General features: G+C 68.6%; 10 protein-coding genes. 1 reads left to right on the forward strand and 9 read right to left on the reverse strand.

What is annotated here, in order from left to right; translation table 11 throughout:
- Positions 1-12 precede the first annotated feature (12 nt).
- From K1J60_RS17340 to K1J60_RS17380, 9 genes are all read right to left on the reverse strand, one after another.
- Positions 13-1,092, reverse strand: coding sequence for an endo-1,4-beta-xylanase (locus tag K1J60_RS17340; protein ID WP_220646998.1), 1,080 nt, complete (start codon positions 1,090-1,092; stop codon positions 13-15).
- A gap of 14 nt (positions 1,093-1,106) precedes the next feature.
- Positions 1,107-4,259, reverse strand: coding sequence for a glycosyl hydrolase 115 family protein (locus K1J60_RS17345; RefSeq protein WP_220646999.1), 3,153 nt, complete (start codon positions 4,257-4,259; stop codon positions 1,107-1,109).
- A gap of 161 nt (positions 4,260-4,420) precedes the next feature.
- A complete protein-coding gene (locus K1J60_RS17350; protein WP_220647000.1) occupies positions 4,421-5,041 on the reverse strand; it encodes a hypothetical protein in 621 nt (206 codons plus the stop codon).
- Positions 5,038-5,595 (reverse strand): RNA polymerase sigma factor, encoded by a 558-nt coding sequence (locus K1J60_RS17355; protein ID WP_220651514.1) that lies wholly within the window; start codon positions 5,593-5,595, stop codon positions 5,038-5,040. The genes K1J60_RS17350 and K1J60_RS17355 overlap by 4 nt, the downstream gene beginning before the upstream one ends.
- 226 nt (positions 5,596-5,821) lie before the next feature.
- Positions 5,822-7,015, reverse strand: coding sequence for an elongation factor Tu (gene tuf / locus K1J60_RS17360; protein ID WP_033528329.1), 1,194 nt, complete (start codon positions 7,013-7,015; stop codon positions 5,822-5,824).
- Positions 7,016-7,184: 169 nt separating this feature from the next.
- Positions 7,185-9,311 (reverse strand): elongation factor G, encoded by a 2,127-nt coding sequence (gene fusA, locus K1J60_RS17365; RefSeq protein ID WP_220647001.1) that lies wholly within the window; start codon positions 9,309-9,311, stop codon positions 7,185-7,187.
- A gap of 39 nt (positions 9,312-9,350) precedes the next feature.
- On the reverse strand, positions 9,351-9,821 hold the full coding sequence (gene rpsG, locus K1J60_RS17370) for a 30S ribosomal protein S7 (protein ID WP_005481264.1): 471 nt from the start codon (positions 9,819-9,821) through the stop codon (positions 9,351-9,353).
- 2 nt (positions 9,822-9,823) lie between these two features.
- Complete coding sequence (gene rpsL / locus K1J60_RS17375; RefSeq protein ID WP_003948652.1) at positions 9,824-10,195, reverse strand: 30S ribosomal protein S12; 372 nt, start codon at positions 10,193-10,195, stop codon at positions 9,824-9,826.
- Between the two features lie 309 nt (positions 10,196-10,504).
- Entirely contained in the window at positions 10,505-11,035 is a 531-nt protein-coding gene (locus K1J60_RS17380) for a DUF1707 and DUF4190 domain-containing protein (RefSeq protein WP_220651515.1), read from the reverse strand.
- A gap of 252 nt (positions 11,036-11,287) precedes the next feature.
- On the opposite strand from K1J60_RS17380, the gene K1J60_RS17385 reads away from it, so the two are divergent.
- Positions 11,288-12,004 (forward strand): Crp/Fnr family transcriptional regulator, encoded by a 717-nt coding sequence (locus tag K1J60_RS17385; protein ID WP_220647002.1) that lies wholly within the window; start codon positions 11,288-11,290, stop codon positions 12,002-12,004.
- Positions 12,005-12,044: the final 40 nt, after the last annotated feature.

The following is a 12,044-nucleotide window of genomic DNA, read 5'->3' on the forward strand; positions in this document are numbered from 1 at the left end:
GGGCGACGCCGGTCACCTCCCCGCCGCCAGCCCCTCCCGCAGCGCCCCGTACGCCGGCTTCCGCCCGTACTCCTCGTCCATCGGCGTGGCCGCCCCCTGGCCCTCGAAGACGCCCGGCACCCAGGAGTACCTGTCCGTGAAGCCCCACACGGTGAAGGACCCGCAGCTGCGGGCGCCCAGACAGGCGTCCAGCAGGCGGCGGTAGTACTCCGCCTGGGTGGCCTGCTTGGCCTCGTCCACCGGCAGGATCATCCGCACGTCCACCTCCGTGAACGCCGTCCGCATGCCCAGCGCCTCGAAGCGGGCCAGGTTTTCGGCGACCTGCCCCGGGAAGCCGTACTGGATCGCGAGGTGCCCCTGCGCGCCGAAGCCCTGCACCGGTACGCCCTCCGCGCGCAACCGTTTCGCCAGTTCGTAGTACGCCGTGGACTTCGCGTTGACGCCCTCCACGTTGTAGTCGTTGAGGAAGAGCTTCGCCTTCGGGTCGGCGGCGTGCGCCCAGCGGAAGGCGTCCGCGATGTACGACGGACCCAGCTCACGCAGCCAGATCGAGTTCCGCAGACTGCCGTCCTCCTCGAAGACCTCGTTGACCACGTCCCACTGCTGGATCTTCCCCTTGTACCGCTTCACCTCGGTGGTGATGTGGTTCCTGAGGATGCCGCGCAGCTCCGCCGCGCCGATCGTGCCGTCCGCCACCCCGGCCGTCAGCCAGCCCGGCAGCTGGCTGTGCCAGACCAGGGTGTGGCCGCGCACCACCTGCCCGTTCGCCCGCGCGAAACGGACCAGGTCGTCGGCGGCCTTCCAGTCGTACACCCCCCGCCGCGGCTCCACCGACTCCCACTTCATGACGTTCTCGGCGGTCACCGAGTTGAACTCACGGACCGTCGTTCTGCGGTACGTCCGGTCGTCCGCGAGGGCGGCCATGTCGACGGCCGTGCCGACGCGTACGCCGGCCCGGTCGGCGAGCGCCCTCAACGACGGGCCGGGCTGAACTCCGTGCGCCGAGGCCGGCTGCACGGCCACCACCGTGGACAGCAGGGCTCCGGCGACCACCCCGAGCACGGGCAGGCGAAAGCGGTTCAGGTACGTCATCAACAGGTCCCTTCTCAGATCCGGCGGCTCTCCAGCGGCCCCAGATACGTCGACGTCAACCCACCCGTGTCGATCACCAAGCGCTGCAGCACCACCGTCGGATCGACCATCCAGAACGTCAGCCGACGCACCCCGGGCCCGGCGACCGCGTGCCGGGTCGCCGTCACGTTCACGTTGTCCGAGGTGTTGCGCGCCCACTGCTTGTTCATGAGCCCGTCGTCGGCCCCGGTGGCGGCGTTGATGTCGACGACCTGGGGTTCTTCGCCGTCGAACGACACCCCGTACCGCAGACCGCCCGTCGGAAGCGTCGGATTCCTCGGCGAGACGTACGCCCGGACCGTCACCTCGTCCACGGCCGACAGGAGACTGACCTCATACTCCAGCCGCGGCCCCGCCCCGCCCGGCGTCTGGCGAGCCGCCGTCACGGGCCACGGCGTCACCCCCGCCCCCGTACGTCCGATCCGCTCGATCCGGCGCCAGCGCACGCGCCCGTCGGCCGACCCCGTCGCCCGCGCGTAGTGCTCCGCGTCGATCGCCACATAGCCGCCCGCCTCGACGAACCCCCGCAGCCCCCGCTCCACCCGCGCCGACGGCCTCTGGGCGACGGCCTTCACGGTGACCGAGGCCCCCGCCCCGCTCACCGTCAACGCCCCCTCCACGCGGCCCCCACCGTCCGGCAGCCGTCCCCAGTCCACCCGCACCGCCACCCGTACCTGCTCCTCGACCCGCCCCCGCGCCCGCTCCACCACCAGCCACGGCACCGACGACTCGATCCGGTACGAGAAGGGGGTACGCCCCCGGTTGAAGATCTCCACGTACTGCTGGGGCCGGGTCTGGTACGGGCTGAACACCGGAAGGACGGCCTCCGTCGCCGATCCCGGCCACCACTCCCCCGAGTCCTCGGCACCGTCCACCGACACCCCGAGTTCCGCGGCCTCCGGCACCTCGATCCGCCGCACCTTGGGAAAGATCTCGTCCGGCAGGGCCACATGGTCCTTCTCCGGCTGCTGCCATCCGGCGTTGGGCCCGTACCGCTCCACATCCCCGTACCCGATGTGCGGCTGGGTCTGGAAGCCCCGCCACTTCCCGCCCGCCACCTCGGAGTTGAAGCGATCGGCCAGCGCGAAGTCCCGCTCCAGACCCTGCTCCGCCTCGTCCGCCATACGGTTCGTCGCCGCCCGCCCCTGCCCCGCGTACAGCAGGTTGTGGAACTCGGCCTCCCGCAGCCCGTACAGGTTCGCGGTCGCCTCCACCTCGTACCCGACCAGCTCGAACCACGCGTCCCGCGCGGCCGCCGGAAGCCGCCGCCCCACCCGCTCGGCCCGCTTCGCCAGCGCCCGCCACTCCTCGGTGACGCGTTCCAGCTCACGGTGGCCGAAGTAGTACGGCGTCTCCTGGTCGTCGTAGACGATCGCCCGCTCGTCCTTCGTGGGGTCCTTCGTCGCGTCGAGGGTGATCCGCCGGTTCAGCAACTCGGGCTTGCGGCGCGCCTGAAGCTGTCCGTACGCGCTCAGCACTTCGGCGATCTCCGCGGCGGCCGCCTCCCCGAAGTGCTGCCGCGCGAACCCCCGCTCCCACTCCTCCAGGTTCTCCAGCCCCCAACGCCGGGGATTCCAGGCGTAGTCGAGGAAGAAGCCGGTCGGCAGCTCGTTGCCCTTCAGGTCGCCGACGTTCACCACCCACAGGCCGTGGTTGCCGTAGGCGTCCGCCTCGTGCAGCTGTTCCCAGAGGTTCGCCAGGTTGGCCGTGTCGACCCACTTGTAGTTGCGCCCGACCCCGACGTAGTCGAAGTGGTAGTACAGCCCGTAACCCCCGGGTCGTACGGGCTCCCCGGGGTCCGGATGCTTGCGGATGTTCCCCCAGTTGTCGTCCGTGAGGACGACGGTCACGTCCTCCGGCGCCCTCAGGCCCCGGTCCCAGTAGCGCTGGACCTCCTTGTAGAGGGTCCACACCTGCGGGGTCTCCGACGCCGGACGCCCCGTCACCTCCTCGATGATCCCGCGCTGCGCCGCGATGATCTCCTGCATCAGCTCGATGCCGTCGCCGTCCGGAAGGCTCGTGTCGCCGTTCCCGCGCATCCCCAGCGTGACGACGCCCTCGAAGTCCTCGTCGACCATGCGGCGGATGCCGTCCCGCCAGTACGCGCGGATGGCCTCGGCGTTGCGCCGGTACGACCACTCCCCGGTGCCCCCGTAGGGGTCCCGGCCGGGCGTGACCACGTTCCCGGACGCGTCCCTGACCGCCGGCACCGCATGCCGGTTCCACTCCTCGATCCCCCGCATCATGGGCGCCTCATGAGACGTGCCCATGACAACCCCGTAGGCCTTCGCCCGCGCATGGTTCTCCGGATCGTCCTCGGCGAAGGCCCGCCCCCACACCGCCGGCCAGACGTAGTTCCCCTTCAGCCGCAGCAGCACCTCAAAGACCTTGGCCCAGAAGTCCGCGTTGAAGCCCCCGGGGTACCCCGGCGCCTTCCCCGGCCCGAAGTACGCCGGCGCCCACGTCCCGAGCGCCGGGTTCTCGTCGTTGATGAAGACGCCCCGGTACTTCACGGCCGGCGTCCCCTGGCTGAAGCGGCCCGGCCGCACGTACACCGCCTCCCGGCGGACCGGCGGTACGTCGTCCCACCAGTACCAGGGCGAGACCCCGATCCCGTACGAGACGTCGTAAGCCCCGAAGATCGTGCCGCGCGGGTCGCTGCCCGCGATGACGAAGGCCCGCCGCACCCCGGGCATCGGCCGCTCGACGACCGTGTGCAGCGAGGTCTCCCACTTGCCCCGCACCCCGTCGACGTCCAGTTTCCCGGCGTCGATCAGCCCGTCGATCAGCGGACTGCGCCCGATGGTCCCCACCAGGACCACCTCCCGCGCGACCTCACTCCCCGGGCGTACCCCCGTCACCCGCTCGATGTCGTCCCGCAGGTCGCCCGCGACCCTCACGACTCCGGGATGGTCCTCGGGGCTCACGACCACAGCCGCGCCGACCAGCGCGAACGCCCCCGGCACAGGCGCGAAGGAGAGGTACGCGCCGGGGTCGGCGACCCTCAGCGCCCCCGGCAGGCCCTCCGCCGACGCCTCCTGCGCCCGCGCGACCCCCGGCAGAGCGGGCGACACGGCGAGCCCCGCACCCGCCCCCAGAACGATCCTCCGACTGACGTCCGCGGACATGCCACACCCCTCGACCGGTCAATCCCGCAAACGGAATTTGCTCAGCGACATGACAAATGGTGAAGGGAGTGAGGCGAGGGGACAACGGGTCGAACGCGCCGAATAGTTTCGAAGCCGAAGCCCGAGGGGCCGTACGGCCGGCGCCGTACAGGCCGCTCGGCCTACTTCTCGTCGAAGGAATCCCTACGGGCACTGGACCCGTCCCAGACAACCTCCTGGCAGGGTTCGACCCGCCCCTTGAACGCGTACACGATCGAAGCGGGTGCGCGGTCCCGAGTCCCCCATTGCGGCTCCTCGAACACCAGGGAATCACCAGGACGCAGAGTGAACGCGTGGACGGGCATCACCGGGGCGTCACCCGACGACCCCACGACCCAGGCCGGTTGGTAGGCCTCACCACGAGGCTGCGCGCAGACATAGCCGCTCCTGGGCTTGTCGACGGTCACGCTGATGCCGTCGGCACGCAGCCGCTCCCCCAGCTCCCGCTTGTCGTCACCGCTCAGCACGATGTCCTCCATGCTGACCGTGACGCTGCCATCCGCGTGCCGTTCGACGGCGTACGCACTGGACCCGCCCTGCGACGACGGAAGCGCGACCACGGCCCCCGCCGCCGCGACACACGCCGCGAGGGCGACCACCGCACGGCGCGGGGTGATCCTGCGCCGGATCACCGGCACCACCGGCACCGCCGGCACCGGCCCGTCCTCGCCCCGCAGCGCGATCTCGCGCCGCAGCTCGTCCAGCAGCCGGTCCTCGAACGTCCTCGCCGTCTTCCCGCTCATGCCTTACCCCCTGCGTACGTGAGTGCTGCCGCGTGTCCGCCGTCCCCGCCCGCCGCGGCCGACCGCAGCGCCCTGCGCGCCCGGTGCAGCCGTACGCGTGCGGTGACCTTGCGTATGCCCAGCGCCTGGGCGGCCTCGGTGACGCTCAACTGGTCGACGGCGACGAGTTCGATCACCGCACGCTCCCCGTCGGGCAGTCCCTCCAGGGCGGCCAGCGCCCGGCGGCCGGCCCCCTCCGCGTCGAGCTTCTCCTCCAGCCGGCCGATGTCGTCGGCCTCCAGCAACCGCCGCCCGGCGATCCGGCTGCCGAGCGCACTCTGCCGTGCGCTGCGCCGCGCCTCCGCAGCCACCACGTTGCGCGCGATGCCGTACAGCCAGGCCGTCTCGCTCCCGAGGTCGGCCCGGTACGCGCGAGCGGAGTCGATCACCGCGAGGAAGGTCTCGGCGGTCAGGTCGGCGACGGTGTGCGGATCGGTGACCCGGCGGGCCATGAAGCGCGTGACGGCGTCGACGTGGCGGCGGTAGAAGATCTCGAACGCGGCCGGGTCGTACATCTCTCCCGGCGGACCGCCCCTGCTTCTCTCGTGCGGTGCCAAGGTGTGCACCTCTCGTCGTCGGTCGTGTTGTCACCCCTACTTGGTCCGGCGCGCGAGAAGCGTTACGGGGCGCCCGTCATGAGCAAGCGTCACAGGACAAGCGAAAGGGCCCGTACGACCGAAGTCGTACGGGCCCCTTCAGGAGCTCAGCTGGTGCTGGAGCTACCAGGTCAGACCAACGGAACTACTTGTTGATCTTGGTGACCTGGCCGGCGCCCACGGTCCGGCCACCCTCACGGATGGCGAACTTCAGGCCCTCTTCCATGGCGATGGGCTGAATGAGCTCAACCTTCATCTCCGTGTTGTCTCCGGGCATGACCATCTCGGTGCCCTCGGGGAGGGTCACCACGCCGGTCACGTCCGTCGTACGGAAGTAGAACTGCGGGCGGTAGTTGTTGAAGAACGGCGTGTGGCGGCCACCCTCGTCCTTGGACAGGATGTAGGCCTGGGCCTCGAACTCGGTGTGCGGCGTGACCGAACCGGGCTTGATGATGACCTGGCCGCGCTCGACGTCCTCGCGCTTGATGCCACGGAGGAGCAGACCGACGTTCTCACCGGCCTGGCCCTCGTCGAGCAGCTTGCGGAACATCTCGATGCCGGTGACCGTGGTGGTGGTCTTGTCCTGCTTGATACCGACGATGTCGACGGTCTCGTTGACCTTGAGGACACCACGCTCGATACGACCGGTGACGACGGTGCCACGACCGGTGATCGTGAAGACGTCCTCGATCGGCATCAGGAACGGCTTGTCGACGTCACGCTCGGGCTGCGGGATGTTCTCGTCGACGGCCTTCATCAGGTCGAGGACGGACTGGCCCCACTCCTTGTCGCCCTCAAGGGCCTTGAGCGCCGAGACCTTGACGACCGGCAGGTCGTCGCCCGGGAACTCGTACTCGGAGAGCAGCTCACGGACCTCGAGCTCGACGAGCTCCAGGATCTCCTCGTCGTCCACCATGTCGGCCTTGTTCAGGGCGACGACGATGTACGGAACGCCGACCTGGCGGGCCAGGAGCACGTGCTCCTTGGTCTGCGGCATCGGGCCGTCGGTGGCGGCGACAACGAGGATGGCGCCGTCCATCTGCGCCGCACCCGTGATCATGTTCTTGATGTAGTCCGCGTGACCGGGGCAGTCGACGTGGGCGTAGTGACGGGTCTCCGTCTGGTACTCGACGTGCGCGATGGAGATGGTGATACCGCGCTGGCGCTCCTCGGGAGCCTTGTCGATCTGGTCGAACGCCGAGGCCTCGTTCAGGTCCGGGAACGCGTCGTGCAGCACCTTGGTAATGGCGGCCGTGAGGGTCGTCTTACCGTGGTCGATGTGACCGATGGTGCCGATGTTGACGTGCGGCTTAGTCCGCTCGAACTTCGCCTTCGCCACTGGGGTCCTCCTGTGGAGTGGTTCTGAACGCCTTGCTTCATCGGCGCCAGGTGATCTTTGCTGGAAAGTCCGGGTCCAGGGGCAAACAACCGTGTTTGCGGCCGTTTGCCCCACGAGGCTCCGGAGTCAAGCCTAAAGCGTGTACGCGCGGTGCGTTGAACGCGGTGTGTTACTCGCCCTTGGCCTTCGCGATGATCTCCTCGGCGACGTTCCGCGGAACCTCGGCGTAGGAGTCGAACTGCATCGAGTAGCTTGCGCGACCCGAGGTCTTGCTGCGGAGGTCTCCGACGTAGCCGAACATCTCCGAGAGGGGCACGAGGCCCTTCACGACGCGGGCACCGGCCCGCTCCTCCATGGCCTGGATCTGACCACGGCGGGAGTTGATGTCACCGATGACCTCACCCATGTAGTCCTCGGGCGTGGTGACCTCGACGGCCATCATCGGCTCAAGGAGCACGGGGGACGCCTTGCGCGCGGCCTCCTTGAAGGCCTGCGAGCCGGCGATCTTGAACGCGAGCTCGGAGGAGTCGACCTCGTGGTAGCCACCGTCGATGAGCGTGACGCGGACGCCCGTCATCTCGTAGCCCGCGAGGATGCCGAACTGCATGGCCTCCTGCGCACCGGCGTCCACCGAAGGGATGTACTCCTTCGGGATGCGGCCACCGGTGACCTTGTTCACGAACTCGTACGAGGCGTCGCCGCCCTCGATCGGCTCGATCGCGATCTGCACCTTGGCGAACTGGCCGGTACCACCAGTCTGCTTCTTGTGCGTGTAGTCCACGCGCTCGACGGCCTTGCGGATCGTCTCGCGGTAGGCGACCTGCGGCTTGCCGACGTTGGCCTCGACCTTGAACTCACGGCGCATACGGTCGACCAGCACCTCGAGGTGCAGCTCGCCCATACCACCGATGATGGTCTGGCCCGTCTCCTCGTCCGAGTGGACCTGGAAGGAGGGGTCCTCCTCCGCGAGACGCTGGATGGCGACACCCAGCTTCTCCTGGTCGCCCTTGGACTTGGGCTCGATGGCGACCTGGATGACCGGCGCCGGGAAGTCCATGGACTCCAGGATCACCGGCTGCTTGTCGTCGCACAGCGTCTCACCGGTCGTGGTCTGCTTCAGACCCATGACGGCGATGATGTCGCCCGCGCCCACCGAGTCGATCTCCTCACGCTTGTTCGCGTGCATGCGGTAGATCTTGCCGATGCGCTCCTTCTTGCCCTTGACGGAGTTCAGCACGGCGGTGCCGGACTCCAGGCGGCCCGAGTAGACCCGGACGAAGGTGAGCTTACCGAGGTGCGGGTCGCTCATGATCTTGAACGCCAGCGCGGACAGCGGCTCGTCGTCGGACGGCTTGCGCTTGACGACCTCCTCCGGGTCGTTCACGGCGTGGCCCTCGATGGCCTCGACGTCGAGCGGCGTGGGGAGGTAGCGCACGACCGCGTCGAGCAGGGGCTGGACGCCCTTGTTCTTGAACGCGGTGCCACAGAACACCGGGGTGACCGTGGTGTCCTTGGACTTGCCGGACGCGATGGTGATGCGACGGATCGCGGCGTACAGCTGCTCCTCGGTGGGCTCCTCGCCCTCCAGGTACAGCTCCATGATCTCTTCGTCGTTCTCGGCGACCGCCTCGACGAGCTTGCCGCGGTACTCCTCGGCAGCCTCGGTGTGCGTGGCCGGGATGTCGACGACGTCGTACATCTCACCCTTGGCGGCCTCGGCCGACCAGACCAGGGCCTTCATCGTCACGAGGTCGACGACGCCCTTGAAGTCGGCCTCGGCGCCGATCGGGAGCTGCATGACGAGCGGCTGGGCGCCCAGGCGGTCCGAGATCATGTCCACGCAGCGGTGGAACTCGGCGCCGGTACGGTCCAGCTTGTTGACGAAGCAGATGCGGGGCACGCCGTAACGGTCGGCCTGACGCCACACCGTCTCCGACTGCGGCTCCACGCCGGCAACGCCGTCGAACACCGTCACGGCACCGTCGAGGACGCGGAGCGAACGCTCCACCTCGACGGTGAAGTCGACGTGACCCGGGGTGTCGATGATGTTGATGGTGTGGTCGACGCCCTCGAGCGGCCAGTGACAGGTGGTGGCAGCAGAGGTGATCGTGATGCCACGCTCCTGCTCCTGCTCCATCCAGTCCATGGTGGCGGCGCCGTCGTGGACCTCACCGATCTTGTACGAAACGCCGGTGTAGAACAGGATCCGCTCGGTGGTGGTCGTCTTGCCCGCGTCGATGTGGGCCATGATCCCGATGTTGCGGACCCTGGCCAGGTCAAGCGAAGTGGTAGCCATAAGGCTTCAGTCTTCTCTCGGTCTCGATGGGGTCTGCGACTACCAGCGGTAGTGCGCGAAGGCCTTGTTGGACTCGGCCATCTTGTGCGTGTCCTCGCGCTTCTTCACAGCGGCACCGAGGCCGTTGGAGGCGTCGAGAAGCTCGTTGAGCAGACGCTCGGTCATGGTCTTCTCGCGACGGGCGCGGGAGTAACCGACCAGCCAGCGCAGCGCGAGCGTGTTGGCGCGACCGGGCTTGACCTCGATCGGAACCTGGTACGTCGCACCACCGACACGGCGGGACTTGACCTCGAGGGTCGGCTTGATGTTCTCCAGGGCGCGCTTCAGCGTGATGACCGGGTCGTTGCTGGTCTTCTCGCGCAGGCCCTCCATGGCGCCGTACACGATGCGCTCGGCGGTGGAGCGCTTGCCGTTCAGCAGCACCTTGTTGATCAGCGACGTGACAAGAGGAGAACCGTAGACCGGGTCGATGATGACCGGGCGCTTCGGGGCGGGGCCCTTACGAGGCATTCTTACTTCTCCTTCTTGGCGCCGTAGCGGCTGCGGGCCTGCTTGCGGTTCTTGACACCCTGGGTGTCGAGCGAACCGCGGATGATCTTGTAGCGAACACCGGGCAGGTCCTTCACACGGCCGCCGCGCACGAGCACGATGGAGTGCTCCTGCAGGTTGTGTCCCTCACCCGGAATGTAAGCGGTGACCTCGATCCCGCTGGTCAGACGCACACGCGCGACCTTACGCAGGGCCGAGTTCGGCTTCTTCGGGGTGGTCGTGAACACACGCGTGCAGACGCCGCGACGCTGGGGCGAACCCTCGAGTGCGGGCGTCTTGTTCTTCTCGACCTTGTCCTGCCGGCCCTTCCGGACCAGCTGCTGGATCGTAGGCACTACTTCTCCGGTTTCTGTGTGCCGAATGGTGAAGCTAACCTGAAACATTCGCCGACCCACGCGGTCGGGTGTGTCGAAACTGCAGACTCCCGCCGCAAGGCAGAAAGGGCGCAGAGTACGGCGGCCGCTTACGGCTCCCCCTGTGCGGTTGAAGGCACGCACGGGAGCCAGGGCACACCCCAGGCACAAGGTCTGAGCGTACCTACCTCATTCGCTATGGTCAAAACAAATGGGCAGGCGGTGGTTTAAGGGTGGACGCATCCGGGGTTCAAGGATGGACGCATCCGCACCGCCGAACCCCGTCGGCGCTCAGCTTCCGCTGCTCGACGACACTCCGGCGATCATGAGGATCATGAGGAAGAAGGCCCAGCCGGCCACGGAGAGCCAGCCGAGGATGAGGCCGGCCAGGGCGAAGCCCTCACCGCCCTCGCCCGTGCGCTTCATCTCGGCGCGGGCGGTGTGGCCGAGGATGACGGCCGGAATGCCGGTGAGCCCCGCCGTCATGGTCGTGAGCACACCACACACCATCGCGCCCACGGCCTTGCCGTTGGTCGGCGGGGGCAGCACGGGCGCCGGCATGAAGGTTCTCGGGACCATCGGCGCCATGGGCGCCATGGCGCTCGGCTGCATCGCTGAGGGCCCCTGAGGCAGGTCGGCGACCAGGAGAGCCAGCTCCCCCACCGTGCGCGCCTGATAGGCCCTCTCGACGCGCCTCTCGTACTCGTCCTGCGGGAGGCGGCCCTCACTGAAGCCCGCCTTGAGCACATCGACGGCACGTTCACGGTCGGCATGGGCGGCGAGCAGGGACGGGCTACTGCCCTGCGCCTGCTGCCACGGCATCGGCTGCCACGACGGGTTCGACACGAGAAACACTCCCCCGGACTGGTAGTTCCTCCATGATGCGGCAACGCACGGCGTACGGCACCGGTTCCCCGCACCACTTCTGTCCCGGTTCTGCTACCGCTCGGCGGGACGGCGCGACAGCGAGTGTCGGCCAGCGGCTGATTGGTGCTCCTTCCCCGCCTGGCCGCCTCAAGTACGTTGACTGGTCGCGGATCAACGACATCGGCGCAGGTGAAGGCAGGGGGCAGGATGGCTGGGGGGCGTACGCGCGCGTGGGACGACGACGGGTTCGACGACCGTGTGCCCTTCCTGGCCCGTCTGGAGAAGGAGGACCGAGTCGCCCTGCTGGCGGCCGGTCGTCCGCTGTGCTTCCGGGCGCGCGCCGTGCTCATGCACCAGAACGAGCCGTCCACCCATGTGCTGCTGCTCCTGCACGGCTGGACCAAGGTGACGGCCCTCGCCGCCAACGGCTACGAGGCCTTGCTCGCCCTGCGTGGCCCCGGTGACATCATCGGCGAGGGCGCCGCGCTCAGCGGGCGGCATCGAGCGGCCACCGTGACGGCCATGGACCCCATCGAGGCAGTCGCCATCGACCAGGCCCGGTTCACCGCGTTCCTCTCGGGCAGCCCCCAGGTCTCCCTCCAACTGCTCGGCCTGGCCACCGACCGTCAGCGGTCGACCGACCGCCGACGGCTCGAGTGGGCCGCCCTTACCGTGCGCGAACGGTTGGCGGTCCTCTTGCTCGAACTGATGCGCACTCATGGCAGCCGGACCGACGAGGGCGTCGAACTCACCATCGGGCTCAGCCAGCAGGAGTTCGCAGGCTCGGTCGGCTCCTCCCGTGAGGCGGTCGCCCGGCTGCTGAAGGAGCTGCGGGCCAGGCAGGTGGTGGTCACCAGACGCCGCCGCATCGTCGTCCTGCGCCCCGACGTCCTGCGCCGCATCATCGGCGAGAGCTCCGCCTGATCGCACATGCCTGGCTGACCTTCTGTGCACACGGTCACAG

Source organism: Streptomyces akebiae (genome assembly GCF_019599145.1).
Taxonomy (GTDB): Bacteria; Actinomycetota; Actinomycetes; order Streptomycetales; family Streptomycetaceae; genus Streptomyces; species Streptomyces akebiae.

Bases quoted from the DNA above. Each gene is read 5' to 3' on its own strand.
- K1J60_RS17340 (WP_220646998.1), bottom strand. From the start codon at position 1,092: ATGACGTACCTGAACCGCTTTCGCCTGCCCGTGCTCGGGGTGGTCGCC.
- K1J60_RS17345 (WP_220646999.1), bottom strand. From the start codon at position 4,259: ATGTCCGCGGACGTCAGTCGGAGGATCGTTCTGGGGGCGGGTGCGGGG.
- K1J60_RS17350 (WP_220647000.1), bottom strand. From the start codon at position 5,041: ATGAGCGGGAAGACGGCGAGGACGTTCGAGGACCGGCTGCTGGACGAG.
- K1J60_RS17355 (WP_220651514.1), bottom strand. From the start codon at position 5,595: ATGTACGACCCGGCCGCGTTCGAGATCTTCTACCGCCGCCACGTCGAC.
- fusA (WP_220647001.1), bottom strand. From the start codon at position 9,311: ATGGCTACCACTTCGCTTGACCTGGCCAGGGTCCGCAACATCGGGATC.
- rpsG (WP_005481264.1), bottom strand. From the start codon at position 9,821: ATGCCTCGTAAGGGCCCCGCCCCGAAGCGCCCGGTCATCATCGACCCG.
- K1J60_RS17380 (WP_220651515.1), bottom strand. From the start codon at position 11,035: ATGCCGTGGCAGCAGGCGCAGGGCAGTAGCCCGTCCCTGCTCGCCGCC.
- K1J60_RS17385 (WP_220647002.1), top strand. From the start codon at position 11,288: ATGGCTGGGGGGCGTACGCGCGCGTGGGACGACGACGGGTTCGACGAC.